This window comes from Roseomonas sp. AR75 (genome assembly GCF_005222815.1).
In the GTDB taxonomy this organism is placed as follows: domain Bacteria; phylum Pseudomonadota; class Alphaproteobacteria; order Acetobacterales; family Acetobacteraceae; genus Falsiroseomonas.
Genome location: NZ_STGB01000002.1, coordinates 511,451 through 536,797, shown reverse-complemented (window position 1 = coordinate 536,797; position 25,347 = coordinate 511,451). Strand labels below are relative to the sequence as shown.

Genomic DNA, 25,347 nt, shown 5'->3' with positions numbered 1-25,347 from the left:
GTGCCCCTCAGACGCCGGGCGCGGCACCTCCGTGCCGCTTGGCTTCGCCGCACCTGCGGCGGCGCGCCTTCGCGCGCTCGGCCCTTCGGGCCGCAGGCCGGCAATTCGTGTGCGCGGCATCATTCCATCTTCACCCCGGCGCTGCGCACCACCTCGCCCCACTTCGCGATCTCGCTGCGCAGATGCGCGGCGAAATCCTGGGGGCTGTCGCCGATGCCGTGCGCGCCCTGCGCGGCGAGCAGCCGCTTCACCTCCGGCGTGGCGAGCGCCGCCACCAGCGCGCCGTGCAGCGTCGCCAGGCGGTCGGCGGGAATGCCCGCGGGGCCGAGCAGCGCGTACCAGGCATCCGCCTCGATCCCCACGACGCCAGCCTGCGCGATGGTCGGCAGGTCCGGCAGCCCCTCGAAGCGCGCGCGGCTGGCGACACCGAGCGCGATCAGGTTGCCGGAGCGGATCTGCGGCAGCACCACCGGCGCATCCGCGATCATCATCTGCACGCGGCCGGCGACGAGGTCGGTGATGGCCGGCGCGGCGCCGCGATAGGGCACATGCGTGATATCCACGCCGGCGCGCAGCTTGAACAGCTCGGCCGCCAGGTGCGGGAAGGTGCCGTTGCCGGCCGAGGCGTAGTTCAGCGCGCCAGGCTGCGCCTTCGCCAGCGCCACCAGCGCGGCGATGTCGCGCGCGGGCACGGAGGGATGCACCACCAGGATCTCCGGCACGCCGATGGCCTGCGCGATCGGCGTGAAGTCGCGCAGCGTGTCATAGGGCATGCGCGGCAGCAGGTGCTGCGAGACCACCAGTGCGCCCGGCCCGCCAAGGCCGATGGTGTAGCCATCCGGCGCGGCGCGCGCGACCGCCTCCAGCCCGACGATGCCGCCGGCGCCGGCGCGGTTCTCCACCACCACGGGCTGGCGAAGCTGGTCCGACATGGCGGGGGCGAGGATGCGCGCGAAGGTGTCCACCGGCCCGCCGGGCGGGAAGGGGGCGATCATGCGCAGCGGCTGGGTCGGGAAGGCTTGCGCGCGCGCCGGCGCGGCGAGGGGAAGGGCGAGCAGCGCAGCCATCTGGCGCCGCGACAGGCGGGGCATGGACCGATTTCCTCCTCCGCCGGCGCGCGGCGGCGGGGAAGCGTCGCATGGCTTGGGCCGAAAGCCTAGATCACTGGCCTTTTCTGCAGGTGACCGCGCTCAAGCCATGTAGAGACCGCCATTCACATCGAGCGACACGCCCGTGAGGTAGCTCGCCTGGTCGGAGGCGAGGAACACCACCGCATTCGCAATGTCCTCCGCCGTGCCGGTGCGGCCGAGCGGGATCTGCGACAGCGCGCTGGCGCGGACCTCCGCCGGCGCGGCGGCGTGCTTGCTGCCCCAATCGACCCAGCCGGGACACACCGCGTTCACGGTGATGCCGAGGCCGCCCACTTCCCGCGCCAGCCCGCGCACATAGCCGATCAGCGCCGCCTTCGCCCCGGCATAGGTCGGCGATGGCGACATGAACGCCTTGCCGGAGCGCCCGACCACGGAGCTGATCGCGATGATACGCCCCGACTTCGCGGCGCGCATCGCCGGCAGCGCGGCGCGGGCGAGTGCCACGAAGCCCTTCACGTTGATATCGAAGACGCGCCGATATTCCTCGTCGGCGATCTCGTGCATCGGCACCTTCGTGCCGGCGCCCGCATTGCTGACGATGATGTCGAGCCGGCCGAAGGTTTCCTGCGCCTGGCTCACCATCGCCGTGACCGCGGCGCTGTCGGCGACGTCGGCCTGCACCACCAGCGCGCGGCGGCCTTCCGCGCGCACCGCCCCGGCCACCGCCTCGGCCGCCGCGGCATCGGCGCGGTAGTTCACGCAGACATCGCAGCCCGCGCGCGCCAGCGCCACCGCGCTTGCCGCGCCGATGCCGCGCGATCCCGCGGTGACGATCGCCGCACGGCCGGTCAGGTCCAGCGCGAACATGGCGCTACTGCACGCGGATGTTCGCTTCCTGCACCACCTTGCGCCAGCGCGCGACCTCGGATGCGACGAAGGCCTGGTATTCCGCCGCGCTCATCCGCCGCGGCGTGGCGCCGGCCTCGCGCAGGCGCTGCGCGATGTCCGGCTGCGCGAGCGCCGCCAGCACCTCGGCGTTCAGCTTCTCCGTGATCGCCGGCGGCAGGTTGGCAGGACCGGAGATGCCGAACCAGGTGGAGGCGACCAGGTCGGGATGGCCGAGTTCCTTGAAGGTGGGCAGGTCCGGCCAGCCCGGCACGCGCTGATCCGCGGTGACGGCAAGCAGGCGGAAGCGCTCGTTGCGGCCGGCCTCGACCAGCGTGGTGATCATCGCGTCCACATTGCCCGCGGTCAGGTCGTTCATCATCGGGCCGCTGCCGCGATAGGGCACATGCGTCGTGTCGATGCCGGCGGAGCGCTTCAGGATCTCCTGCTTCGCGTGGGAGGAGGTGCCGTTGCCCGGCGAGCCCACCGTCATCCCCGGCTTCGCCTTTGCCGCGGCGATGAAATCGGCCAGCGTGCGGATCGGCGAATTCACGTTCACCACCAGGACCGAGGGCACCTCCGCCATCAGCGCGACATGCGTGAAGTCCCGCACGCTGTCATAGGGCATCGTCGGATAGACGCTCGGGCCGACGCCGTGCGAGGCGATGTTGGAGATGACGAAGGCGTAGCCGTCCGGCGGGCTCTTAGCCACCACGTCCGAGCCGACGGTGCCGCCGGCGCCCGCACGGTTCTCGATCACGAAGGACTGACCGAGCACGGTGGACAGACGCTGCGTCACCAGCCGCGCAACCACATCCGTGGTGCCGCCGGGCGGGAAGGGCACGATCACCCGCACGTTGCGCGCCGGCCAGGCGGCCTGGGCATGAGCGGCGATCGGGGCGGCAAGCAGGGCGGGCAGGGTGAGCACGGCGCGGCGGCGCAGCATGGGGGCCTCTCTTTTGGGTTCCAGACGTTGCCCTTTTCCTACAGCAGGGCGAAGGGCACCGCCAGCGCGGCCTTCGCTGCTGTCACACGCGAAACCGTTCGCGACATCGGGGTGACATCCGCCGCGCCTAACCAGCGCCCCGGCGCCGCAGGGGCGCGAGGGAAGGAAGCGGACCATGCATACGGACGAGGCCGGCTGGCCGATCAAGACGCGCGAGATCCACAACCACCACATGGACAGCACGATCTGGAACGACTTCCGCTTCCGCGACGACGACATCGTCATCGCCACCTATGCGAAATCCGGCACCACCTGGCTGCAGCAGATCGTCTCCCAGCTGATCTTCAACGGCGAGTCCGGGCTGGAGGTGGCGGAGATGTCGCCCTGGCTGGATCTGCGCGTCCCGCCCGCCGAGGTGAAGCTGCCGGCCGTGGAGGCGCAGGCGCATCGCCGCTTCATCAAGACGCATCTGCCGGTGGATGCGCTGGTCTACGCGCCGAAGGCGAAATACATCTACATCGCGCGCGACGGGCGAGACGTGGTGTGGAGCATGCACAACCACTTCGCCAATGCCAACGACCTGCTCTACCAGCTTCTGAACGACACGCCCGGCCGCATCGGGCCGGCGATGCAGCGGCCGCCCGCGGATGTGCGGCGCTTCTTCCTGGACTGGCTGGAGGGCGACGGCCATCCGCTCTGGCCGTTCTGGGAGAACATCCGCAGCTGGTGGGAGATCCGCGCCCTGCCGAACATGCTGCTGCTGCACTTCGCGGAGCTGAAGGCCGACCTGCCGGGCTCGATCCGGCGCATCGCCGCCTTCCTCGACATCGCCATCGACGAGGCGCGCTTCCCCAGGATCGTGCAGCAATGCGGCTTCGCATGGATGAAGGCGAACGCCACGAAATCCGTGCCGCTGGGCGGCGCGCTGTGGGATGGCGGTGCCGGCACCTTCGTGCACAAGGGCACCAATGGCCGCTGGCGCGACGTGCTGACGCCGCAGGACAACCAGCGCTACGAGAACATGGCCCGCGCGAAGCTCGGCGAGGCCTGCGCCGCCTGGCTGGCGATGGACAGCTTCGCCTTCGACCTGCCGCAGGCGGCCTAGCGCGCGGCACGTTTGACCCGCACGCCGGGATCGGCAAGGCTCCGCGCATCGTGCCAGGAGGCAAGGATGCGCGGGGTCAATGCGGTGCGCGTGATCGGGGCGGCCCTGCTCGCGGCGACGCTGTCGGCGCCGTTGCAGGCGCACGCCGAGCTGCTGTGGAACTGGAGCTACAGCGGCGCCGGCATCGCCGCCAGCGGCACCTTCACCACTGGCGAGACGCCGGATGGCGCCGGCTTCTACGCGATCACCGGCATCACCGGCACGCGCAACGGCATCGCCATCACGGCGCTGCAGCCGACCGGCACGGCCATCCCCGGCAATGCGCCCTTCGCGGTGGACAACCTGGTGCGCACCACCGGGGCGCAGCTCAGCACGCATGGCATCGGCTTCGCGATGGCGGACGGCACCTATGCCAATCCCTTCTTCGCCGATTTCCTGCCGACGCCCGGCTATCTGGAATTCCGCTCCGTGCCGCCCTTCAGCAACGGGGTCGGCAACGGCAATACCGAGCTGCCGATCACCTTCAGCGCCGCCATCGTCGAGACGCCGGTGCCGGCCCCGGCTGGTTTCGGACTGCTGCTGGCCGGCATCGCGGGGCTGCTGGTGGCGCGGCGCCGCGACTGAGCCCTCAACCCGCGCGCCGCAGCGCGCGATCCAGCGCGGCGTTGAGTTCCTCCGGCGCCTCATAGGCGGTCCAGTGGCCGGCCTTCGGAATGACCTCCAGCACCGCATCGGGCCGAACTTCCTGCGCGGCCGAGAAGCGGCGGTGGATATTGCCCACCGCCACTTGGTCGCGTTCGCCCCAGATCAGCGTCAGCGGCAGCGTCGTCTGCGCCAGCGCCAGCTTCAGCAGCGGCGTGCCGGCGAAGCTCCGGCTGCGGAAGCGCGCATGCACCGTGTTCCATTCCTGTATCACCACGGCCAGATCATCGATCTTCGCAGGATCGGCGATCATCAGGGATGCCAGGTTGAAGCGATGCGCAGCGATGCGCGCCTCGCCCTGCTTGTCGCGGATCTTTTCGAGCGGCGTCGGGTTGCGCGGCACGCCGAGCGCGGCGCCGCCCACCAGCGTCAGGGAACGCAGCTCCCCGCCCATCGCCGCGGCAAGCTGGCCGGCGACGTTGGATCCGAAGGAGAAGCCGACGAGGTCCGCCACCTGCCCGCGCAGCAGATCGCGCAGCCCCGGCAGCACAATGCGCGCACCGTTCAGCGGGTCCTGCTCGCCCGGCAGGTCGGCGCTTTCGCCCAGACCGGGCAGGTCCGCCGCGATCACCCGGCGCGTGCGGGCATAGAGCGGGATCTGCTTCACCCAGTGCCGCCACGACCCGTTACCGCCATGCAGCAGGACAAGCGGATCGCCCGCGCCATCGTTCCAGGCGTGCCACACCATCGTGCCCTCGCCGCAAGGCGTCTCGTAGCGCGTGGCCGCGGCGGCGAGGTCGTCGAGGATCTGCATCAGTAGCTCTTGGGCAGGCCGAGCACGCGCTCGGCGATGTGGCAGAGGATGAGCTGGGGTGAGACCGGCGCGATGCGCGGGATGAAGCTCTCGCGCAGCAGCCGCTCCAGGTGGAATTCCTGCGCATAGCCATAGCCGCCGAGCGTCATCACGGCGGTCTGCGCGGCCTCGAACCCGGCCTCGCCGCCGAGCCACTTCGCGGCGTTCGCCTCGGCGCCGCAGGGCAGGCCCTGGTCGTAGCGCCAAGCGGCCTGCATCGTCATCAGCCGCGCCGCTTCCAGCTTCATCCAGCAGGCGGCCAGCGGATGCTGCACGCCCTGGTTCTGGCCGATGGGGCGGCCGAACACCACGCGTTCCTTCGCATATGAGGCGGCGCGGGCGATCGCGGCGTGGCCGATGCCCACGGCTTCCGCGGCGACGAGGATACGCTCGGGGTTCATGCCGTGCAGGATGTAGTCGAAGCCCTTGCCTTCCTCGCCGATGCGGTCCTCCAGCGGGACTTCCAGGCCGTCGAGGAAGAGCTGGTTCGAATCCACGCCATGCCGTCCCATCTTCGGGATCTCGCGCACCTCGACGCGCGACCGGTCGAGCGCGGTGTAGAACAGCGAGAGACCCTCGCTGCGCTTTCGCACCTGCTCGAGCGGCGTGGTGCGGGCCAGTAGCAGCACGCGGTCGGCGACCTGGGCGGTGCTGATCCACACCTTCTGGCCGTTCACCACGTAGCGGTCGCCCTGCCGCTCCGCGAAGGTTTTCAAGCGAGTGGTGTCGAGGCCGGTGTTGGGCTCGGTGACGGCGAAGCAGGCCTTCTCGGTCCCCGCGATCAGCGGGGGCAGCATGCGGGCCTTCTGCTCATCCGTGCCGAACACCACCACGGGCATCGGTCCGAAGATGTTCATGTGCACGGCGGAGGCGCCGGTCATACCGGCGCCGGATTGCGCGATCGCCTGCATCATCACGCTGGCTTCCGCCACGCCGAGGCCGGCGCCGCCCACCGCCTCCGGCATGCAGATGCCGAGCCAGCCTTCCTCGGCCATCGCCTTGTGGAACTCGTGGGGAAAGCGGTGCGCCTTGTCGCAATCGAGCCAATAGGCGTCGCCGAAGCGGGCGCAGAGGCGCTCCATCGCCTCGCGCACGGAACGCTGTGTGTCGGTTTCGCTGAAATCCATGCCGGTCTGTTTCCTTCCCCCCGACCGTGCCAGTCTCGGCGCAGGACGCAACCCCGCGAGGCCGGCTTGCCGCTGTTCGATCCCGCTGCCTTCCGCATACCGCCGGGCGCGGTGCATGTCTGCGCCGGCGGCGAGACGCCGGTGCTGCGCAGCCATGCAGCCTCCTTCGAACGCTACGGCGCGGACAAGTCCATGGGCCCGGCCAGCCGGCCGCGGGTGGACGAGGAGGCCGAGCGGCTCTGCGCGCGGCTCGCGGCCTTCTGGTCCGTGGCGCCGGCGGAGATCGGGCTGGTCTCCTCGGTGGCGGAGGGGATGTCCATCCTGGTGGAGAGCCTGGACTGGCGCGCGGGCGACAATGTCGTGGTCGCGGCGGACGAGTATCCCTCGGTCGTCGCGCCGCTGGCGCTGCGGCGCGGCGTGGCGCTGCGCTTCGCCGACATGATGGATGCCGAGGCCGTGGCGACCGCCTGCGATGCGCGCACGCGGATGATCGCGGTCAGCGCCGTCTCGATGGTGGATGGCAGGCGGCACGACCTGGCAGCGCTGCGGCGCGTGGCGGATGGCGCGGGCGCGATGCTGGTGGTGGATTTCACCCAGGCGAGCGGCTGGATGCCGATCGAGGCCTCGGTCGCCGATTTCGCCTTCGCCTCCTGCTACAAATGGATGCTGGGCATCACCGGGATCGCGGTGGCGTATTGGAACCGCGCGCGGCAGCCGGGCTGGGCGCCGGCGACGGCAGGCTGGTACTCGATCCGCATGGCGGGCAAGCCCGACTGGGCGCGGCCGGTCGCGCTGCGCGACGACGCCGGCCGCTTCACCCGCGGCAATCCGAGCCATGCGGGCGCCTATGTCATGCACGCGGCGCTGGATTTCCTGGAGGCGTTTCCGCGGGGCGCCATCCAGGCGCATGTGCAGGCGCTGACCGTGGACCTGCTGGCGCGGCTCGACGCCGCCGGCATCGCCTCCACCACGCCGCGCGATCCGGCGCGGCACGGTGCCAATGTCTGCATCGCGCATGACCGCGCCGCCGCCATCGTCGCGGCGATGGCGGAGCAGGGCGTGCTCGCCTGGAACGGCCGCGGCCGCATCCGCTTCAGCTTCCACGGCTACAACGACGCGGCCGAGTTGGACCGCATCATGGACGCCCTGCGCAGCACTCTGTGAAAGACGGACGAAAGAAATGATGCAAAGGCCGCCGGCGGAACCCGGCATGCGCGAGGAGGATGTGGACACCCCCGCGCTGCTGCTCGACCTCGATGCCTTCGAGCACAACCTCGACACCATGGCCGCGCTGCTCGCGCCGACCGGCACGAAGCTCCGCGCGCATGCCAAGACGCACAAGTCGCCGGTGGTCGCGCTGCAGCAGATGCGCCGCGGCGCGGTCGGCAACTGCACGCAGAAGGTGGGCGAGGCCGAGGCGCTGGCCTGGGGCGGCGTGCCGGACATCCTGGTGAGCAACGAGGTGATCGCGCCGCGCAAGCTGGCTCGTCTCGCCGCGCTGTCGCGCATCGCCAAGGTCGCGGTCTGCGCCGATGACGAAGCGGGAATCGCGGCGATCGAGGCGGCGGCGGAGGCGGCCGGGCTGCGCATGACCGTGCTGGTGGAGATCGATGTCGGCTCCGGCCGCTGCGGCGTGCAGCCGGGGCCGGAGGCGGTTGCGCTCGCCGAGCGCATCGCGGCGAGCCCGCACCTGATCTTCGGCGGGCTGCAGGCCTATCACGGCAGCGCGCAGCACCGGCGCAAGCCGGAGGAGCGCGTGGCGGCCATCGCCGCCGCCACGGACGGCACGCGGCGCACCGTGGAGCAGTGCCGGCAGCGCGGGCTGGATTGCGCCATCGTCGGCGGTGCCGGCACCGGCACCTTCGCGCTGGAGGCGGCGAGCGGCGTCTGGACGGAGATCCAGGCCGGTTCCTACGCCTTCATGGATGCCGACTACGCCCGCAACGACGACCCGCCGCCCTTCCGCCAGGCGCTGTTCGTGCTGGCGCAGGTGATGAGCGCGCCGCGGCCGGGCGTCGCCGTGGTGGATGCCGGCCACAAGGCGCTACCGACGGATTCGGGCATGCCGGTAGTCCACGGCTTCCCGGGAGTCACCTATGTCCGTGCGGCGGATGAGCACGGCACGCTGCAGGGGGAGGGCGTACCGCGGCTCGGCGAGAAGCTCCGGCTGATCCCCGGCCACTGTGACCCAACGGTAGACCGTTACGACTGGTATGTCGGCGTGCGGAACGGCCGGGTGGAGTGCCTCTGGCCGATCACCGCCCGCGGCGCGATGGCCTGAGGCCTATCGCGACCGGCTGCTGCTTCGGCCCGGCGCTGCACTCTGCGCCGCCGAGGCGGTGGGCGGCTGGGTGCCGCGGGCGCGCACGGTCGCGGTGCGCGTAGTCCCGGTGCCGCGACTGGCGGCCTGCCGGGTCGTGGCCTGCCGTGTGTTGGCCTGCCGAGTCGCGGTCTGGCGGCTGGCCGCCTGGCGCGTCGAAGCCTGGCGCGAGGTTGCCGTCTGGCGCGTGGCGGTCTGGCGACTGGTCGTTGTGGTGCGGGCGGTCGCCGCAGCCGGCCCGCGCGGCAGCGGGGCCGCCTGCGCCGTGCGGAGCACGCCGGGCCCGCCGGCGACGTCGCGAGGGGCGACGCCAAGCTGCGCAAAGGACTGGTCGAGCAGGCTCGCCATATGCGCGTCGCGCTCCACCCAGGAACTGCCGCCGAACACCGCGCCGACCACGCGCTGCCCGCCGCGGCGGGCGCTGGTCACGATGTTGAAGCCGCTGGCGTTGATGTAGCCGGTCTTGATGCCGTCCACGCCCTCATAGGTCATCAGCATGCGGTTGTGGTTGCGGATCCGCACATTGCCGAATTCGGCGTGGCTGACGCCGAAATACTGGTAGCGATCCGGGAAATCCTGGATCAGCCGCCGGCCGAGCGTCGCCATGTCCCGCGCGGTGGTGACCTGGTCCGGGTCGGGCAGGCCGGAGGCGTTGCGGAACAGGGTCCGGCTCATCCCCAGCGAGCGCGCGCGCAACGTCATCATCTGCGCGAAGCGGTATTCCGACCCGCCCAGGCGCTCGCCCACGGCGGTCGCGACATCGTTGGCGGAGCGCGTGACCAGCGCCAGGATCGCCTGCTCGACGCTGATCGACATGCCCGCCGGCACGCCGAGCTTCGAGGGCGGGCGGGACGCCGCCTCCTCGGAGATCGGCACGCGCGAATCGAGGCGCACGCGGCCCTCCCGCAACGCGTCGAACACCATGTAGAGCGTCATCATCTTGGTGAGGGAGGCGGGATGTCGCGTCTCGTCGGGGTTGGCGGCCGTCAGCACCGCGCCCGTGCGAGCGTCCAGCACGATGGCCGCGTATCGCTCGCTGCCGATCTGGGCACTGGCCTGTCGCACGCCGGCGAAAGCCAGGATGGCGAGGATGCCGCAGGCCAAAAGGCCCGCGTGCAGGGCCTTTTGGCCTGAACGCATCCGTACTGGTCCCCCTGCCGCGGCACCCCCCGGTCCCGCGCTGTGCGGTGAGCCTAGGGGATCGGCGGCCCGGCTGTATAGCAGGACGTATGCAGAACTTTCAGTTAGCGCAGAGGGTTGGCGGCAACACTTGCAGTGCCATCGGACCCCGCGCCGAAACGTCGCCGGGATAGCCTTCCCGCGCCACGAATCCGTGACAGCGTCCTGCTATGTTGCACCGCAAAAAAAGCTTGCGACCATGCGTGGCAGGGGGCTACAAGGCCTTCGTGCTGCGGTGCAGCAAAATCCTCGGGGCCGGGAGTTCGGCTCCCGGCAGGCCTCTGGGCCGCGCCGCAAGGCAGGTTGAAGGAGCAACGGGATGGCTGCTGAGCCGAAGGAAAGCAAGCGGGCGATCGCGCTGGTGGCGGGCAATGCCACGGCGGGTGCGGCCCAGGCGAAGACGATGATGGACGAGGGCGCCAATCAGGCGCGCGCGGCGATGGAGAAGAATATGGAACAGGTGACCAAGACGGCCGAGGGTTTCTTCAAGGCGGCTGAGGAGGCGGCGGAGTTCGGCCGCGGCAACATCGAGGCGATGACGAAGGCCGCGCAGACCTTCGCCACGGGCATGCAGGACATCGGCAAGCAGGTCTTCGCCGTCCAGCAGGCCCTGACCGACCACGCGATGGAGTCGGCCAAGGCGCTGGCCGCCGTGAAGAGCCTGAAGGAGGCCGCGGACATCCAGGCCGCCTTCGCCAAGGCGTCGATGGAGCGCTCGATGAGCGAGGCGGCGAAGCTGCAGGAGGCGACCTTCAAGCTCGCCGAGCAGGCCTACGCCCCGCTGACCGCCCGCATGACGCTCGCGGTCGAGAAGTTCGGCAAGCCGCTCGCGGCCTGACCAAGACAGCCATCCGGGTGCCATGCGGCGCCCGGTCCGCTTGCCGGGCCCGGCCGGGCTGCCCACCTTACGGGGCAGCCGGGCCGGGTTTCGTGCGTTTGTGTATCAGCCGCCCCTCTTCGCGGTGGGATATCGCGTCAAGCCCTTCACTGAAGGCCGGTGAGTCCGATATCCTAGTTCAGGCCCCATCGGACGGGGCGAGACTCCATCGCGCCGACCGGCCGCGGCATCTCCCGCCGGTTGGCGTGTTCCGGTTTTCAGGACAGGCGACCAGGCGCGCACTCAGGGCAGGCATGAGCGACACCGACAAGCGGAATGGGCAGGGCGGCGGCACCGGCGGCACGGAAGGGCCGAACACCGGCGTGGTCGTCAAGGCCCGCCCCCGGACGCGCAAGCCGTCCATGTACAAGGTGCTGATGCTGAACGACGACTACACGCCCATGGAGTTCGTCGTCCACGTCCTGGAACGATTCTTCAGCAAGAGCCGGGAGGAAGCCACCCGGATCATGCTGCATGTCCATCGTCGTGGCGTGGGCGTCTGCGGCGTCTATACCTACGAGGTCGCCGAGCACAAGGTGACGCAGGTGATGGACCTGGCCCGCCAGAACCAGCATCCCCTCCAGTGCACGATCGAGAAGGAATGAGGCGGCCCGGGACCGACAGGCCTGGGCTTCTTCCCGCGCCGCTTGCGTGGGACACTGCCATGGAGGGGTACCGGACGGTCGCGCGACCCGACGCAAGAAGCAGGGCGCCTCTGTCGAGTTGGGGAGGGAGTGACCACATGGTGGGCAACCCCGGCGGAGGCGTTCCGTTGAACGCCTCGGCCACCCGTTAGGGAGCGTCAAGCCAATGCTGTCCCGTAACCTCGAGCAGACGCTCCACCGCGCCCTTGGTCTCGCCAATGAGCGCCGGCACGAGTACGCCACCCTCGAGCATCTGCTCCTCGCCCTCGCCGACGATGTCGACGCCGCCACCGTGCTGCGCGCCTGCGGCGTGGACGCCGAGAAACTGAAGCGCGACCTGTCCGAGTTCCTGGACAAGGACCTGGCCGGCCTGGTCTCCGACCGCGCCGGTGACGCCAAGCCCACGGCGGGCTTCCAGCGCGTGGTCCAGCGCGCCGCGATCCATGTGCAGTCTTCGGGCCGCGACGAGGTCACCGGCGCCAATGTGCTGGTGGCCCTGTTCAGCGAGCGCGAGTCGCACGCAGTGTATTTCCTCCAGCTCCAGGACATGACCCGGCTGGATGCGGTGAACTTCATCAGCCACGGCATCGCCAAGGCGCCGGGCCGCTCCACGACGCGCCCGGTCCAGGGAAGCCAGACCCCGAACAACGAGGAATCGCCGGAGAAGGAGGAGAAGCCCCAGCGGGGCGGCCGCGGCCAGGACGCGCTCTCCAACTACTGCGTGAACCTCAACAAGAAGGCGCAGCAGGGCAAGATCGACCCGCTGATCGGCCGCGACAGCGAGATCGAGCGGACCATCCAGATCCTCTGCCGCCGCACCAAGAACAACCCGCTCTATGTGGGCGATCCCGGCGTGGGCAAGACCGCCATCGCGGAGGGCCTGGCCAAGCGCATCGTCGAGGGCGACGTGCCCGAGGTGCTGCTGAAGTCCACGATCTACGCGCTGGACATGGGCAGCCTGCTCGCCGGCACGCGCTACCGCGGCGATTTCGAGGAGCGGCTGAAGGCGGTGGTGAACGAGCTGGAGAACCAGCCGGGCTCCATCCTCTTCATCGACGAGATCCACACGGTCATCGGCGCCGGCGCCACCAGCGGTGGCGCGATGGATGCTTCGAACCTGCTGAAGCCCGCGCTGGCGCAGGGCACGCTGCGCTGCATCGGGTCCACCACCTACAAGGAATACCGCAACTACTTCGAGAAGGACCGCGCGCTGGTCCGCCGCTTCCAGAAGATCGACGTCAACGAGCCGACGGTCGAGGACGCGGTGAAGATCCTGCAGGGCCTCAAGACCAATTACGAGAAGCACCACAAGGTCCGCTACACGCCGGAGGCCATCCGCGCCGCGGTGGAGCTTTCGGCCAAGTACATCCACGACCGGAAGCTGCCGGACAAGGCGATCGACGTGATCGACGAGGTCGGCGCGTCGCGCATGCTGCTGCCGGAGAACAAGCGCCGGAAGACCGTCACGCTGAAGGATGTCGAGGACATCGTCGCGAAGATCGCGCGCATCCCGCCGAAATCCGTCAGCACCGACGACAAGGAGACGCTGAAGAACCTGGAGCGCGACCTGAAGGCCATGGTCTTCGGCCAGGACAAGGCGATCGAGGCGCTGGCCGCCGCGATCAAGCTGTCCCGCGCCGGGCTGCGCGACCCGGAGAAGCCGATCGGCAACTACCTGTTCGCTGGCCCGACCGGCGTCGGCAAGACCGAGGTTGCGAAGCAGCTTTCGAAGACGCTTGGCATCGAGCTGATCCGCTTCGACATGTCCGAATACATGGAACGGCACAGCGTCAGCCGGTTGATCGGCGCGCCGCCGGGCTATGTCGGCTTCGACCAGGGCGGCCTGCTAACCGACAGCATCGACCAGCACCCGCATTGCGTGCTGCTGCTCGACGAGATCGAGAAGGCGCACCAGGATCTCTACAACATCCTGCTGCAGGTGATGGACCACGGGAAGCTGACCGACCACAACGGCAAGACCGTGGATTTCCGCAACGTCATCCTGATCATGACGACCAATGCGGGCGCCGCGGATCTGGCGAAGCCCGCCATCGGCTTCGGCCGCGACACGCGCGTCGGCGAGGACCAGGAGGCGATCCAGCGCCTGTTCACGCCGGAGTTCCGCAACCGCCTCGACGCCGTGATCTCCTTCGCCGGCCTCGGTGCGGAGATCGTGGCGCGGGTGGTGGACAAGTTCGTCATGCAGCTCGAAGCGCAGCTCGCCGACCGCAACGTGACGATCGAGCTGTCCTCCGCTGCCCGCGAATGGCTGGCGGAGAAGGGCTACGACCCGCTCTACGGCGCTCGGCCGCTGGCCCGCGTGATCCAGGAGCACATCAAGAAGCCGCTTGCGGAGGAGCTGCTGTTCGGCAAGCTCGCCAAGGGCGGCGCGGTGAAGGTCGGGCTGAAGGATGGCGGGCTGACCTTCGACTACATCGAGGTCCCGCCGCCCGCGCTGCCGAAGCCCGAGGAGGGTGAAGGCGACGCGCCGGAGCGCGAGCCCGAAACCGCGGAGTGATTTTCCCGCTCCCGCTCTTGCGGGGGAGGGGCAGGGTGGGGGACATCCCCTTGGCCGGAAGGCGCTGTCCCATCGGGCGGCGCCTTTCGCATGACCGAGGAACCAGCATGACCACCGATACCCGCATCGAGGACTGGGACAGCTACAGCGCGGCGCTGCGCGAGCGTGGCAAGGAGTTCAGCCAGCTTCATCCGGAACTGATCAAGGGCTTCGGCGCGCTGAGCCGCGGCGCCGCGACGACGCAGCACCTGGATGCCAAGACCCGCGAGTTCATCGCGCTAGCGGTTGCCGTCACCACCCGCTGCGAGGGCTGCATCGACGCGCATGTCCGCAAGGCCAAGGCGGCGGGCGCGACGAAGGCCGAGATCGCCGAGGCGCTCGGTGTGGCCGTCGCGCTGAACGCCGGCGCCGCGCTGACCTATTCCTTCCACGCGCTGGATGCGATGGACGGGGCGGGGCAGGGGTAGGCGAGTGCGTCGTCCGGCGTGATGCGGGGCGGGGCCGCGTGCTACGCTGCCGGCCATGCCGACCATCCAGGAGCTCGACCGCCGCATCGCCGACCGCCTCCGGGCGGCGAGCGACCCGCTGTTCGGCTCCATGGCGCGCGGCACGCCCCGGCGCGGCAGCGACGCGGATATCGCTGTCGTCGCGGCAGGCGATGCGTGGGTGGCGGCCGAAGCGGTTGCCAGCGAGATATGCACGTCGCTCGGGCTGAAGGGCGACATCGTGCATTTCGACGATCTTGCCGGCCCTGTCCGCGACGCGGCGCTCGCGGAGGGGATCCGCTGTGGCTGATGCCCGCTGGTCCGTACTCGAGCGTTACCGCGACGCGACCACCGCGAACCTCGCTTTGGCGATCCCGATCTGGGATGGCCGTGACTGGACGAAGGCCGAGGGGGATCTCGCGACCGAGGAGAAGGTATTCCAGAAGGCACAGCAGGATGCCTATTCGACCTTCGAGCAGGCTGCGCTCTACATCCTGAAGATCAGCGACGAGATCCGACCGGATGGCGAGCGATGGCATGAGCAGTTGCTGCTCACCGTGACCGCGGCGAGCGACAGCCGGCCTGCCTTCGCCCCGCATCTGTGGAAGCCTCTGCAGCAGCTTCGGCGGTTCCGCCACGTCGCGATGGATGCGTATCTCGATTTCGAGATGCGCCAGGCTGATCACACCGTTGAGGCCGCGCGCCGCCTGCTTGCCAAACTGCCGCCTGCCTTCGACGCATTCGGCCGCGCCTTCGGCCTGCTGATGCCTCAGCCCGAATAATCCCGCAGGAAGCCGAGCGTCGCGTGCCAAGCCGCCGGCTTCGCCCAGCCGAACCGGCGCGCCGGCGCCGATAGCGCGACCATCGGCGCGATGTGCCCGGCACCCTCCATCATCACCAGCCGCGCGGTGCCGCCCGCCTCCGCCACGCCTTCCGCCAGGCGCTCGCTGTGGAACGGGCCGACCACCGTGTCGGCGGTGCCGTGGATCAGCAGCAGGGGCGGGGCCCCGCGCATCGCCGCACTGTCCGGCATTGCTTCGATCCGCCCGCCCGGCGCGGGTGCGAAGATGCTGCGGATCGGCTCGTCCGTCGGCTGCCAGGCGATGGGGGCGGAGACCAGCACCGCGCCGGCCAGCGCCTGCCGCACCTGCCAGCGAGGATCGAGCGCGAGCGCGGCGGCGATGAATCCGCCGGCCGAATGGCCCATCACGAAGAGCGGCCCGCGCGGCACGGTGGGCGCGCCGCGCAGCCACGCAAGCGCGGCCGCGCCATCCGCGAGGAAATCGGGCCAGCGTGCCTGCGGCCAGAGCCGGTAGTCCGGCAGCGCCACCGCGATCCCTTCGGCGGCGAAGGCGCGGGCAAGGAAGGCGTAGTCGGCGCGCGAGCCGGTCTGCCAGCCCCCGCCATGGAAGAAGACCAGCAGCGGCGTCGCCGCCGTCGCGCCGCGTGGCAGCGTCAGGTCCAGCAGGCGGCGCGGCCCCGCGCCATAGCGCAGGCCGCGGACCTCCTCCGCGCCGGCGCGCGGGGTCATCAGTGCGGCGAGGCGCATCGGCGCGCCGCTGTCGAGCAGGCGTGGCAGGCTGCCGGCAAGCAGCCTGCGCAGCATCACGCGTCCAGCGCCTCGCGCGCCTGGGTGAGGGATTCGCGCTGCTTCGCGGTCACCTCGGGGTAGTGCAGCCCGAGCCCTTCCAGCGCGCGCGCGATGGCGGCCACCACGACCAGCCGCGTGAACCATTTGCGGTCCGCCGGCACGACATACCAGGGCGCGTGCGGCGCGGCCGTTGCGCGGATCGCCTCCTGATACGCCCTCATGTAGTCGTCCCAATGGCCGCGCTCGGCCACGTCGGCCGCGCTGAACTTCCAGTTCTTCTCCGGCTCCTCGATCCGCGCCAGGAAGCGCTTGCGCTGCTCCGCCTGGCTGACATTGAGGAAGAACTTCAGCACCACCACGCCTTGCCGCGCCAGGTAGCGCTCATAGGCGGCGATGTCCTCCAGCCGCTCGTCGAAGATGCGCTTCGTCACCAGCCGCGGGGGCAGCTTCTGCGCCTCCAGGATCGTGGGATGCACGCGCACCACCAGCACTTCCTCATACCAGGAGCGGTTGTGGATGCCGATCTGGCCGCGCTGCGGCAGCCATTGCTGGTGGCGCCACAGGAAATCGTGGTCGAGTTCGGTGGCATTCGGTGCCTTGAAGCTGGCCACGTGGCAGCCCTGCGGATTGACGCCGGAGAAGACATGCTTGATCGCGCTGTCCTTCCCCGCCGCGTCCATCGCCTGGAAGATGCACAGCACGGACCAGCGGTCCTGCGCGTAGAGCATGTCCTGCTTCTCGGCGAGGAATTGCACACCGCGCTGCAGCATCTCCGGCGCGTTCTCCTTGTCGAGGCCGAGCCCGCCATCGTCCTGCGGATCGTGGTCCTTCAGCCGGAAGCCCTTGCCGGATTCCACGCGGTAGCGCGCCAGGACCTTCTCGATCGTCTTGTCCATGCCGGTTTCCTATCGGCGTTCCGGCCGCAGCATCCAGGCGATGGAGGCAAGCTGCAAGGCCAGTGTCAGCGCCAGCGCCCAGCCGTAACCCTGCGGCGCCCAGCCGCCTGAGGCGTTGCGCGGCCACAGGTCGAGGATCCACCCTGTCGCGTTCTGCAGCGCGAAGACCAGCACCAGCATCGTCACGTTGATCGCCGTGGCGACGCGCCCGGCGAGTTCCGGCCCGAAGCGCTGGCCGACCGCCGCATAGCCAGCCGGCCCGCCGGCGCCGCAGAAGGCGAAGAGGAACCACAGCAGACCCAGCGCCGCCGGATGGTGCGAGGGCGTCGCGATCAGCGCCGCCTGCACCACCGCCATCACGCCGATCGCGCCGAAAGGCACCGCCATGGCCGACCAGCCGCGGCGTTGCAGCGCGGAAGCCGCCTGGCCCAGCCCCGCGCTGCCCGCCATCAGCCCGAGCGCGTACACCAGCAGTAGCGTCGCGCGGGCCTGGTTCTCCAGCCCGGCGACGTCGCGCAGCCAGGGACCGGCCCAGAGGCCCTGATAGGTGAAGTTCATCGCCGAGAGCAGCGCGATGGAGGGCGCCAGCCGCAGGAACGCCGGGTGGCCGAAGATGCGGCCGAACTCGCGCGTCTCGATGGCCAGACTGCGCCGCGGCGCAGCCGGCCCGGGTCCTCGGTCCGGCACGGAGAGGAAGATCCAGGCGGAGACCGCCACCGCCATCGCCATCAGCAGCAGGAACACGCCGCGCCAGCCCAGCAGCGGCACCAGCAGCGCCGCCGGCAGCGTCGCCGCCACGCTGCCCATCGCGCCGACGAAGACGCCGAGGCCGGTCAGCCCCGCCACGCGCTCCTTCGGATACCATTGCGTGTTGACCTTCAGCATCGCGATCAGCCCGGCGGAGATCCCGAAGCCCGTCACGACGCGACCGATGGCGAGCGTCAGCGGCCCCGTCGCCGCCGCGCAGAGCAGGAAGCCCGCGGCGGCGACCAGCGCCAGCACCGTCTGCACGCGCCTTGCGCCCCACACATCGATGGCCAGCCCCACCGGAAGCTGCGCCGCCGCATAGGCCGCGAAGAACATCGCCGCGAGCAAGCCGAGCTCGCTGGCGGACAGCGCGAACTCCACCGCCAGCAAAGGCCCGATGGTGGCGATCAGCGTGCGGGAGGCCTGGTTGACGAAATTCAGCCCCGCCAGCGGCAGGGTCAGCCGGAAGAAGGAGGGTGGGTTCACGGCAGCCGCAGCCGCACGCTCACCGGGCAGTGGTCGGACAGCCGCTCGCGGAAGCTGCGGTCGCGCTCGGCATAGGCCATCACGGACATGCTGTTCGCGACGAACCAGTTTCGCGCGGGGCCGCCGAGCAGGATGTGGTCGATGAAGGGGCGCCCGCCCCGCGCATCCGCCCAGCAGGGGGTGGAGAAGCCGGCGGTCGGCCGCAGGATCGGCTGGCCTTCCGCGACGATGCGCAGGAAGTCGTCGTCGCGCCCCATCACGCGGTTGAAGTCGCCGAGGATGGCGAAGCCGACGCCCTCGTCGCGCCGCGCCTGTGCCCAGCGTGCGAGGATGCGCGCCTGGCGCGCGAGCCCCTCGCAGTCGCGCGAAAGGTCGCGGTCGAGCGGATCGTCGCGGCAGCCGGCATCGAGATGCACCGACAGCAGGCGCAGCGCCTCGCCGCCCGGCCCCTCCACGGTGATGTCGGCGCCGCGGCGCAGGCTGCGCCTTGCGCCGGCGCGGATGTCGAGTTCCGCCAGGTCGGGGTTGCGCCGCACGCGCAGGCTGCGGCGCACCGCGAAGCCGGGGCGCTGCGTGTCGGATTCGCTGGTCAGGTGGATTGCATAGGTCGCGGGGTCGAAGATGCGCTCCGCGGCCTCGACGCTGTCGATCTCCTGCAGCGCGATGACATCGGCGTTGAGCCGCACCGCATAGCCGCGGAGCAGCCGCAGGTCTTCGGTCGAGCGGGTGCGCAGGTCGCGCGGCAGGTCGGGATGCCCGGCGGGCTTCAGGGTGAGCCAGGCGATGTTCCAGGTCGCCAGCTTGATCTCCTGTGCCGCGCGCGCGGGCGGCGCGAAGGGCGTCGCGAGCATGAGGAGGAGGAGCAGGAACGCGATGCGGCGCATGTGGCAGAGCTTAGCAGGCTGCCCCGCGCGCGTCCCGCCCCGGTATGCGTCGGGGTACGCGGCGGGCTTTGGCGGTCGCCGTCACCTGGGTTATCATTTGTCGCAGAAGATGGACCGGCCCCCAATTCCGGGTCTGCCGCGATCCGAAGTGGGGAGACGTCCTGGGATGACGACGCGCCGTCGCACTCTTTCGCTGGCCCTGGCCGCTGGGCTTGCACCCGGCGCGGTTCGCGCGCAGGGCGCGGCCTGGCGCCCCACGCGCCCCATCCGACTGATCGTGCCCTTCGCCCCCGGCGGCTCGAACGACATCGTCGGCCGCATCGTGGCGGAGAATGCCAGCCAGATCCTCGGCCAGCCGATCGTCATCGAGAACCGCGCCGGCGCCGGCAGCATGCTTGGCGCCGAGGTGGCGGCGCGTGCGGCGCCGGACGGCTACACGCTGCTGATCAACAGCGCCCATTCCACCGTGCCGGCGATCGTCGCGCGCGTGCCCTATGACTCGGTGAAGGACTTCGTCGGCATCGCGATCGCCGGCTTCTCGCCCTATGTCATGGTGGCCAACCCGAACTTCCCGGTGCGCTCGATCCAGGAACTGGTGACGCTGCTGAAGGCCAATCCGGGCCGCTACAACATGGCCACCGCCGGCATCGGCAGCGGCGTGCACGTGGCCGCGGAACTGTTCTGCTCGGTCACCGACGTGAAGGTGGAACTGGTGCACTACCGCGGCGGCGGGCCGAGCGTCGCGGCGCTGGTCGCGGGCGAGTCGCAGTTCGGCGCGCCGACCATGGCCTCCTCGCTCGGCCAGGTGCGCGGCGGCGGCGTGCGGGCGCTGGCGGTGCTTGCCGAGCAGCGCTCGCCCGCGCTGCCGAACGTGCCGAGCGCGGTGGAGGCGGGCATCCCCCGTGTCATCGTCGAGGAATTCTTCCCGATCCTCGCCCCTGCCGCCACGCCGGCGCCGATCGTCACGGCACTGGGCACGGCCTTCCGCACCGCGATCCAGCAGAGCGCGGCGAAGCTCAACGAACTCGCCGGCGTGTCGCCGCGCGAGGGCTTCGACACGCCGGACAAGGTGATGAAGGTGGTCGCCGATGGGGTCGAGCAGTACAGCTCGATCCTGCGCGCCGCGAACGTCCCCCAACAGTAGCCGCCCCGCCCCCTCCCGCCGCAGCGGGAGGGGCCTTGCGCCGGGTCAGGCGGCGGGAATCCAGTTCCCGTGCAGCCCCTGCGGCACGCGCTGCGGCATGCGGATCACCGCCGCCGGCTCGGCCGCCAAGTCGCTTGCGTGCAGCAGCACAAGGTCGCTTCTGCCGCTTGCGCCTTCGAAGGCATAGGTGGCGAGGTAGCCGGCGTCCTCCGCTTCGCCACCATCGGGGATGAACACCGCCTCGCCGATCACGCGGTTGCCGAAATCGTGCCGCCAGGTGGCGCCGGTCTCGCAATCCACCTTCACCAGCGTGTTGAAGCTGCCGGTCGGCAGGTCGCGCTGCGCCAGGCTTGCGCTGCGCGTCGGCAGGTAGACGAAGCGGGTCGGCTGCGTTTCCCGCAGGTCGTTCACGCGCGGGAACTCGGCGCCGAACTCCACCAGCGCCGCATCCCGCACCGGCCCGCCGGCAAGGTCGAGCACCAGGCGGTGCAGCCGCGGCGGCACGCGCGGCCCCGATGTCGGGCCGAGGCTCAGCGCGGCATGGCGGACATAGTCCAGCACGATCTCCCCACCGCGCTCGAAGCCGTTGGCGAAGTGGAAGACGAAGAAGGGCTCGATCTGCATCCAGCGCACGGCCCCGCCATCCAGCGGCACCACGCCGATCCGCGTGCCGATCTCCGGCCGCCATTGCAGGAAGGGCTTGCCCTCGGCCGCCGCGGCGGCATCGAAGATCGCAGGCCCCACCAGCAGCACCAGGTGGCGCTCCGTCAGCACGAAGTCGTGGATCATGCTGGGTGCGGCGAGGGGCACGGGGAAGCTGCGCAGCCTGCGGCCGTCGGCGCCGATCTCGTGCACATCGACCAGCGGCATGGTGACCGCGTAGCTGATGCCGAACAGCGAGCCGGTGCGCGGGTGGCGGCGGTTGTGCGCGCCGATGCTGATCGGCTGCTCCGTGCCCGGGCACCATTCGCCGAGCGTCTCGAGTTCCGCCGTCATCGCATAAGCGGGCGAGGCCTCGTTGAGCGCCAGGATCTGGCCGGCATGGCGGAGGACGTTGATGTAGGCGCCGATCTTGTATGGCCCCTTCTGGCCATCCTCCCCGACCAGGGTGGGGTCCACCGGCACCGGATGCATGATGCCGCCATAGACGGCGCGGCCGGCGCGGCGCTCGACCGTCAGCGCGCGCGTCCGGACGAAGCGGTTGCGGTAGCGGGCGCGGCCATCCTCGAAGCGCACGGCATGGATCATCCCGTCGCCGTCGAAGGGGTAGGTGTAGGAGATCGGCTTGAATTCCGGATTCGGCCCGTTGCGCATGTAGGTGCCGCGCAGCGCCGGCGGAATGCGACCGGCGACCACCTCCAGGTCCTCGGCATCGATCTCCGGCCCGACCGGCGCGAAGGCGCCGCTGAGATGCGGGTCGTCCGACACCCAGTCGAGCGGGGTTCGGCGCAGCGTCCAGGGCGGGGGGGTGCTCATCGCGACCTCGGGGCAGGACCGTTGCCTCGACCCTGCCTGGGCTTCGCGCCGGGATTATGGCGACGCCTCAACTCCAGCTTCCGCGGGCCGCCGCTTCCGAGAAGCCGCGCAGGCGCGAAGCGATCACCGCGCCCACCGCCTCCACCGCGGCGCGGCGCGGGAAGCGGCTGCGCCAGGCGATGCGCACCTGTCGCCCCGCCCTGGCCGCGAGCGGGCGCAGCACGATGCCTGAATCTTCGGCGACACCGGCGGCGAGCCCCGGGATGAGCGTGGTGCCGTAGCCTGCCGCAACCATGTTGAGCAGCGTCGAGAGGCTGGCCGCCCGCAGCGAGCCGCCCAGCGCGCCGCTGCGTCCGCAGGCTGCCAGCGCCTGGTCGCGCAGGCAGTGGCCATCGGCCAGCACCAGGATGTCGCCGGCGAGATCCTCTTCCGCCACGACCGGCCGCGTCGCGAGCGGATGCTCGGGCGGCAGGCCCGCCAGGAACGGCTCGGAGAACAGGACCATGCTGGCAAGGTCGGGGCCTTCGACCTCGGTGGCGAGCAACGCCGCGTCCAGTTCATGCGCCCGCAGCCGTTCGAGCAGCGCGCCGGTCTGGTCCTCCCAGGGTTCGATCTCCAGCGCCGGCAGTGCCTCGTGCAGCGGCGCGAAGACCAGCGGCAGCAGATAGGGGGCAAGGGTCGGGATGATGCCCAGGCGGAAGCGACCGGCCAGCGGATCGCGCAGGTCGCGCGCCGCGGCGAGGATCGCGTCCGTCTCCGCCACCGCGGCCCGGACATGGCCCAGCAGGCGATCGCAGGCCGGCGTGGGCGAGACCGACTTGCTGCTGCGCTCGAAGAGGGCAACGCCAAGCTGGTCCTCAAGCCTGCGGATCTGCACCGACAGGGTCGGCTGGCTGACCCCGCAGGCTTCGGCGGCGCGGCCGAAATGGCCGTGCTCGGCGACGGCGAGCAGGTAGCGGAGGTCTCGCAGGTTCATCGGAGGATGGTTGCCATTGGCGATAGACTGTATCTATGAAACCTACGGCAGGATAGCTCTTCCCTCTATCCGTCAGATGCGGGTAGTTTCGCCGCGGTATGGATACACCGGGCACCGATGCGGCAGACGCCGCCATCGGCGGCGGTGTATCTGGCGCTTCCGTTTGGCCGGGACTATGTCATCGCGATGTCGTTTGAAGTTTTCGCGGTTGAGAGTTAAGTCCCGCGCCAGTCAACATTGCCAGTATTGGAGGGAAAGATGGACGGACATGGTAGCCAGGCCGCCGGCAAATGCCCGGTGATGCATGCGACACCGACCGGCGCGCGCTTCTCGACGCGCTCCAACCGTGACTGGTGGCCGAACCAGCTCAATCTGGCGATCCTGCACCAGCACACGCCGAAGGCGAATCCGCTGGGCGCCGGCTTCAGCTACACCGAGGCGCTGAAGAAGCTCGACGTCGCGGCGCTGAAGCGCGACCTGATGGCGCTGATGACCGATTCGCAGCCCTGGTGGCCGGCGGATTACGGCAATTACGGCCCGTTCTTCATCCGCATGTCCTGGCACAGCGCCGGTACCTATCGCACGGCCGATGGCCGCGGCGGCGCCTCCTCCGGCGCGCATCGCTTCGCGCCGGAGAATTCCTGGCCGGACAACGCCAACCTGGACAAGGCGCGGCGCCTGCTGTGGCCGATCAAGAAGAAGTACGGCAACGCCATCTCCTGGGCCGACCTGATGGTGCTGGCCGGCACCGTCGCGATCGAGCAGATGGGCCTCAAGCCCTTCGGCTTCGGCTTCGGCCGCGCCGACATCTGGGAGCCGGAGCAGGACATCTACTGGGGCTCCGAGGACACTTGGCTCGGCGACAAGCGCTACAGCGGCGACCGTGAGCTCGAGAACCCGCTGGCCGCCGTGCAGATGGGCCTGATCTACGTGAATCCGGAAGGCCCGAACGGCAAGCCGGACCCGGTCGCTTCCGGCCGCGACATCCGCGAGACCTTCGCGCGCATGGCGATGAACGACGAGGAGACCGTCGCGCTGACCGCCGGCGGCCACACCTTCGGCAAGTGTCACGGCGCCGGCGACGCAGCGCATGTCGGGCGCGAGCCGGAAGGCGCCAGCATCGTCGAGATGGGCCTCGGTTGGCGCAACAGCTTCGGCAGCGGCATGGGCGTGCACACCATCACCAGCGGCATCGAGGGTGCGTGGACGCCGAACCCCACGAAGTGGGACAATGGCTACTTCGACATGCTGCTCGGCTACGAGTGGGAGCTGACCAAGAGCCCCGCGGGCGCCTGGCAGTGGGTGCCGACGGACAAGGCTGCGCACACGCTGGTGCCGGACGCGCACGACCCCACCAAGCGCCACGCGCCGATCATGACCACGGCGGACATGGCGATGAAGATGGACCCGATCTACCGGCCCATCTCCGAGCGCTTCCACAAGCACCCCGAGCAGTTCGCGGATGCCTTCGCGCGCGCCTGGTTCAAGCTGACGCATCGCGACATGGGGCCGAAGGTCCGCTACCACGGGCCGCTGGTGCCGAATGAGGACCTGATCTGGCAGGACCCCGTTCCGCCTGTGACGCACCCGCTGGTGGACGCGGCCGACATCGCGGCGCTGAAGGCGAAGATCCTCGCCTCCGGCCTCAGCGTGTCGCAGCTCGTCGCCACCGCCTGGGCCTCCGCCTCCACCTTCCGCAACTCCGACAAGCGGGGCGGCGCCAATGGCGCGCGCATCCGCCTGGCGCCGCAGAAGGACTGGGCGGTGAACCAGCCGGCGCAGCTCGCCGAGGTGCTGGCCAAGCTGCAGGGCGTGCAGGAGGCGTTCAACGCCACCGCGGCGGGCGGCAAGAAGGTGTCGCTCGCCGACCTGATCGTGCTGGGCGGCTGCGCGGCCGTGGAAGCGGCGGCGAAGGCCGCCGGCCATGACGTGACCGTGCCCTTCACGCCGGGCCGCACCGACGCGACGGCCGAGCAGACCGACGCGGCCAGCTTCGAGCCGCTGGAGCCGACCTCCGACGGCTTCCGCAACTTCCAGAAGGCCCGTTACACGGTCTCGGCCGAGGAGCTTCTGGTGGACCGCGCCCAGCTTCTCACGCTGAGCGCGCCGGAGATGACGGTGCTGGTGGGTGGCCTGCGCGTGCTGGGTGCCAACACCAACGGCTCGCCGCATGGCGTCTTCACCAAGCGCCCGGGCCAGCTCACCAACGACTTCTTCGCCAATGTCACGGACATGGACACGGTCTGGTCCGCGACCTCCGAGACGGAGGAGGAGTTCGAGGGGCGCGACCGCAAGTCCGGCGCGGTGAAGTGGACCGCGACGCGGGTGGACCTGGTGTTCGGTTCCAACTCGCAGCTTCGCGCGCTGTCCGAGGTCTATGCCCAGGACGATGCGAAAGCGAAGTTCGTGAGCGACTTCGTGGCGGCCTGGAACAAGGTGATGATGCTCGACCGCTTCGACCTCGCCTGAGGTCGG

The 25,347-nt window shown here is 70.2% G+C and carries 24 protein-coding genes; 12 read left to right on the top strand and 12 right to left on the bottom strand.

The features are described from left to right. Positions 1–119: 119 nt before the first annotated feature. The 3 genes from E4T13_RS10490 to E4T13_RS10480 all read right to left on the bottom strand — a co-directional run bounded on the left by E4T13_RS10490 (position 120) and on the right by E4T13_RS10480 (position 2,922). Positions 120–1,091 carry a tripartite tricarboxylate transporter substrate binding protein gene (locus E4T13_RS10490; RefSeq protein ID WP_137178211.1) on the bottom strand — a complete coding sequence of 324 codons (972 nt, stop codon included), beginning with the start codon at positions 1,089–1,091 and terminating at the stop codon, positions 120–122. Between the two features lie 99 nt (positions 1,092–1,190). Beyond that, a complete protein-coding gene (locus E4T13_RS10485) occupies positions 1,191–1,958 on the bottom strand; it encodes an SDR family NAD(P)-dependent oxidoreductase (protein WP_137178210.1) in 768 nt (255 codons plus the stop codon). Between the two features lie 4 nt (positions 1,959–1,962). Further along, a complete protein-coding gene (locus tag E4T13_RS10480) occupies positions 1,963–2,922 on the bottom strand; it encodes a tripartite tricarboxylate transporter substrate binding protein (protein WP_170984920.1) in 960 nt (319 codons plus the stop codon). Between the two features lie 175 nt (positions 2,923–3,097). On the opposite strand from E4T13_RS10480, the gene E4T13_RS10475 reads away from it, so the two are divergent. Together E4T13_RS10475 and E4T13_RS10470 are read left to right on the top strand one after the other, a co-directional pair. Beyond that, complete coding sequence (locus E4T13_RS10475) at positions 3,098–4,027, top strand: sulfotransferase domain-containing protein (RefSeq protein ID WP_137178208.1); 930 nt, start codon at positions 3,098–3,100, stop codon at positions 4,025–4,027. Positions 4,028–4,093: 66 nt separating this feature from the next. Further along, positions 4,094–4,651, top strand: coding sequence for a PEP-CTERM sorting domain-containing protein (locus tag E4T13_RS10470; protein ID WP_137178207.1), 558 nt, complete (start codon positions 4,094–4,096; stop codon positions 4,649–4,651). A gap of 4 nt (positions 4,652–4,655) precedes the next feature. On the opposite strand, the gene E4T13_RS10465 is transcribed toward E4T13_RS10470, so the two are convergent. Together E4T13_RS10465 and E4T13_RS10460 are read right to left on the bottom strand one after the other, a co-directional pair. Beyond that, the gene (locus tag E4T13_RS10465) at positions 4,656–5,483 is read right to left on the bottom strand and encodes an alpha/beta fold hydrolase (RefSeq protein WP_137178206.1); all 828 of its coding nucleotides are present in this window, start codon (positions 5,481–5,483) and stop codon (positions 4,656–4,658) included. Beyond that, complete coding sequence (locus E4T13_RS10460) at positions 5,483–6,649, bottom strand: acyl-CoA dehydrogenase family protein (protein ID WP_137178205.1); 1,167 nt, start codon at positions 6,647–6,649, stop codon at positions 5,483–5,485. Before E4T13_RS10460 ends, E4T13_RS10465 begins: the two co-directional genes overlap by 1 nt. Positions 6,650–6,715: 66 nt before the next feature. Here E4T13_RS10460 and E4T13_RS10455 point away from each other — a divergent pair, with 66 nt between their 5' ends. Both E4T13_RS10455 and E4T13_RS10450 read left to right on the top strand, forming a co-directional pair. Beyond that, positions 6,716–7,813 (top strand): aminotransferase class V-fold PLP-dependent enzyme, encoded by a 1,098-nt coding sequence (locus tag E4T13_RS10455; protein WP_137178204.1) that lies wholly within the window; start codon positions 6,716–6,718, stop codon positions 7,811–7,813. A gap of 46 nt (positions 7,814–7,859) precedes the next feature. After that, positions 7,860–8,930: a DSD1 family PLP-dependent enzyme gene (locus E4T13_RS10450; protein WP_240791073.1), complete on the top strand. Its 1,071-nt coding sequence runs from the start codon at positions 7,860–7,862 to the stop codon at positions 8,928–8,930. Positions 8,931–8,933: 3 nt separating this feature from the next. Here E4T13_RS10450 and E4T13_RS10445 read toward each other — a convergent pair whose 3' ends face one another. Continuing rightward, a complete protein-coding gene (locus E4T13_RS10445; protein WP_206030132.1) occupies positions 8,934–10,109 on the bottom strand; it encodes a D-alanyl-D-alanine carboxypeptidase family protein in 1,176 nt (391 codons plus the stop codon). Positions 10,110–10,467: 358 nt separating this feature from the next. Here E4T13_RS10445 and E4T13_RS10440 point away from each other — a divergent pair, with 358 nt between their 5' ends. The 6 genes from E4T13_RS10440 (at position 10,468) to E4T13_RS10415 (ending at position 15,454) form a co-directional block, all read left to right on the top strand. Then, on the top strand, positions 10,468–10,986 hold the full coding sequence (locus E4T13_RS10440; protein WP_137178202.1) for a phasin family protein: 519 nt from the start codon (positions 10,468–10,470) through the stop codon (positions 10,984–10,986). A gap of 293 nt (positions 10,987–11,279) precedes the next feature. Continuing rightward, positions 11,280–11,630: an ATP-dependent Clp protease adapter ClpS gene (gene clpS, locus E4T13_RS10435; protein ID WP_137178201.1), complete on the top strand. Its 351-nt coding sequence runs from the start codon at positions 11,280–11,282 to the stop codon at positions 11,628–11,630. Between the two features lie 205 nt (positions 11,631–11,835). After that, positions 11,836–14,187, top strand: a complete 2,352-nt coding sequence (gene clpA / locus E4T13_RS10430; RefSeq protein WP_137178200.1) for an ATP-dependent Clp protease ATP-binding subunit ClpA — start codon at positions 11,836–11,838, stop codon at positions 14,185–14,187. Between the two features lie 125 nt (positions 14,188–14,312). Then, complete coding sequence (locus tag E4T13_RS10425) at positions 14,313–14,654, top strand: carboxymuconolactone decarboxylase family protein (RefSeq protein WP_137178533.1); 342 nt, start codon at positions 14,313–14,315, stop codon at positions 14,652–14,654. Positions 14,655–14,709: 55 nt separating this feature from the next. Continuing rightward, positions 14,710–14,982 (top strand): nucleotidyltransferase family protein, encoded by a 273-nt coding sequence (locus E4T13_RS10420; RefSeq protein WP_137178199.1) that lies wholly within the window; start codon positions 14,710–14,712, stop codon positions 14,980–14,982. Next, complete coding sequence (locus E4T13_RS10415) at positions 14,975–15,454, top strand: hypothetical protein (RefSeq protein WP_137178198.1); 480 nt, start codon at positions 14,975–14,977, stop codon at positions 15,452–15,454. Before E4T13_RS10420 ends, E4T13_RS10415 begins: the two co-directional genes overlap by 8 nt. Here E4T13_RS10415 and E4T13_RS10410 read toward each other — a convergent pair. The 4 genes from E4T13_RS10410 to E4T13_RS10395 are packed head-to-tail and all read right to left on the bottom strand — an operon-like array spanning position 15,442 to position 19,276. Continuing rightward, complete coding sequence (locus E4T13_RS10410) at positions 15,442–16,278, bottom strand: alpha/beta hydrolase (RefSeq protein ID WP_137178197.1); 837 nt, start codon at positions 16,276–16,278, stop codon at positions 15,442–15,444. The genes E4T13_RS10415 and E4T13_RS10410 overlap by 13 nt on opposite strands. Continuing rightward, positions 16,278–17,159, bottom strand: a complete 882-nt coding sequence (locus E4T13_RS10405; protein ID WP_137178196.1) for a polyphosphate kinase 2 family protein — start codon at positions 17,157–17,159, stop codon at positions 16,278–16,280. Before E4T13_RS10405 ends, E4T13_RS10410 begins: the two co-directional genes overlap by 1 nt. 9 nt (positions 17,160–17,168) lie before the next feature. Further along, positions 17,169–18,392, bottom strand: coding sequence for a nitrate/nitrite transporter (locus E4T13_RS10400; RefSeq protein ID WP_170984919.1), 1,224 nt, complete (start codon positions 18,390–18,392; stop codon positions 17,169–17,171). Continuing rightward, a complete protein-coding gene (locus E4T13_RS10395; RefSeq protein ID WP_137178194.1) occupies positions 18,389–19,276 on the bottom strand; it encodes an endonuclease/exonuclease/phosphatase family protein in 888 nt (295 codons plus the stop codon). Before E4T13_RS10395 ends, E4T13_RS10400 begins: the two co-directional genes overlap by 4 nt. Positions 19,277–19,442: 166 nt before the next feature. On the opposite strand from E4T13_RS10395, the gene E4T13_RS10390 reads away from it, so the two are divergent. Further along, a complete protein-coding gene (locus tag E4T13_RS10390) occupies positions 19,443–20,420 on the top strand; it encodes a tripartite tricarboxylate transporter substrate binding protein (protein ID WP_170984918.1) in 978 nt (325 codons plus the stop codon). Between the two features lie 45 nt (positions 20,421–20,465). Here E4T13_RS10390 and E4T13_RS10385 read toward each other — a convergent pair whose 3' ends face one another. Together E4T13_RS10385 and E4T13_RS10380 are read right to left on the bottom strand one after the other, a co-directional pair. After that, positions 20,466–21,896, bottom strand: coding sequence for a carotenoid oxygenase family protein (locus E4T13_RS10385; RefSeq protein WP_137178192.1), 1,431 nt, complete (start codon positions 21,894–21,896; stop codon positions 20,466–20,468). A 67-nt stretch (positions 21,897–21,963) separates the two neighbouring features. After that, entirely contained in the window at positions 21,964–22,872 is a 909-nt protein-coding gene (locus E4T13_RS10380) for a hydrogen peroxide-inducible genes activator (protein ID WP_137178191.1), read from the bottom strand. Positions 22,873–23,130: 258 nt separating this feature from the next. Here E4T13_RS10380 and katG point away from each other — a divergent pair, with 258 nt between their 5' ends. After that, positions 23,131–25,341, top strand: a complete 2,211-nt coding sequence (gene katG / locus E4T13_RS10375) for a catalase/peroxidase HPI (protein ID WP_137178190.1) — start codon at positions 23,131–23,133, stop codon at positions 25,339–25,341. Positions 25,342–25,347 lie beyond the last annotated feature (6 nt).

Bases quoted from the DNA above. Each gene is read 5' to 3' on its own strand.
- E4T13_RS10490 (WP_137178211.1), bottom strand. From the start codon at position 1,091: ATGCCCCGCCTGTCGCGGCGCCAGATGGCTGCGCTGCTCGCCCTTCCC.
- E4T13_RS10485 (WP_137178210.1), bottom strand. From the start codon at position 1,958: ATGTTCGCGCTGGACCTGACCGGCCGTGCGGCGATCGTCACCGCGGGA.
- E4T13_RS10480 (WP_170984920.1), bottom strand. From the start codon at position 2,922: ATGCTGCGCCGCCGCGCCGTGCTCACCCTGCCCGCCCTGCTTGCCGCC.
- E4T13_RS10475 (WP_137178208.1), top strand. From the start codon at position 3,098: ATGCATACGGACGAGGCCGGCTGGCCGATCAAGACGCGCGAGATCCAC.
- E4T13_RS10470 (WP_137178207.1), top strand. From the start codon at position 4,094: ATGCGCGGGGTCAATGCGGTGCGCGTGATCGGGGCGGCCCTGCTCGCG.
- E4T13_RS10465 (WP_137178206.1), bottom strand. From the start codon at position 5,483: ATGCAGATCCTCGACGACCTCGCCGCCGCGGCCACGCGCTACGAGACG.
- E4T13_RS10460 (WP_137178205.1), bottom strand. From the start codon at position 6,649: ATGGATTTCAGCGAAACCGACACACAGCGTTCCGTGCGCGAGGCGATG.
- E4T13_RS10450 (WP_240791073.1), top strand. From the start codon at position 7,860: ATGCGCGAGGAGGATGTGGACACCCCCGCGCTGCTGCTCGACCTCGAT.
- E4T13_RS10445 (WP_206030132.1), bottom strand. From the start codon at position 10,109: ATGCGTTCAGGCCAAAAGGCCCTGCACGCGGGCCTTTTGGCCTGCGGC.
- E4T13_RS10440 (WP_137178202.1), top strand. From the start codon at position 10,468: ATGGCTGCTGAGCCGAAGGAAAGCAAGCGGGCGATCGCGCTGGTGGCG.
- clpS (WP_137178201.1), top strand. From the start codon at position 11,280: ATGAGCGACACCGACAAGCGGAATGGGCAGGGCGGCGGCACCGGCGGC.
- clpA (WP_137178200.1), top strand. From the start codon at position 11,836: ATGCTGTCCCGTAACCTCGAGCAGACGCTCCACCGCGCCCTTGGTCTC.
- E4T13_RS10420 (WP_137178199.1), top strand. From the start codon at position 14,710: ATGCCGACCATCCAGGAGCTCGACCGCCGCATCGCCGACCGCCTCCGG.
- E4T13_RS10410 (WP_137178197.1), bottom strand. From the start codon at position 16,278: ATGCTGCGCAGGCTGCTTGCCGGCAGCCTGCCACGCCTGCTCGACAGC.
- E4T13_RS10405 (WP_137178196.1), bottom strand. From the start codon at position 17,159: ATGGACAAGACGATCGAGAAGGTCCTGGCGCGCTACCGCGTGGAATCC.
- E4T13_RS10395 (WP_137178194.1), bottom strand. From the start codon at position 19,276: ATGCGCCGCATCGCGTTCCTGCTCCTCCTCCTCATGCTCGCGACGCCC.
- E4T13_RS10390 (WP_170984918.1), top strand. From the start codon at position 19,443: ATGACGACGCGCCGTCGCACTCTTTCGCTGGCCCTGGCCGCTGGGCTT.
- E4T13_RS10385 (WP_137178192.1), bottom strand. From the start codon at position 21,896: ATGAGCACCCCCCCGCCCTGGACGCTGCGCCGAACCCCGCTCGACTGG.
- E4T13_RS10380 (WP_137178191.1), bottom strand. From the start codon at position 22,872: ATGAACCTGCGAGACCTCCGCTACCTGCTCGCCGTCGCCGAGCACGGC.
- katG (WP_137178190.1), top strand. From the start codon at position 23,131: ATGGACGGACATGGTAGCCAGGCCGCCGGCAAATGCCCGGTGATGCAT.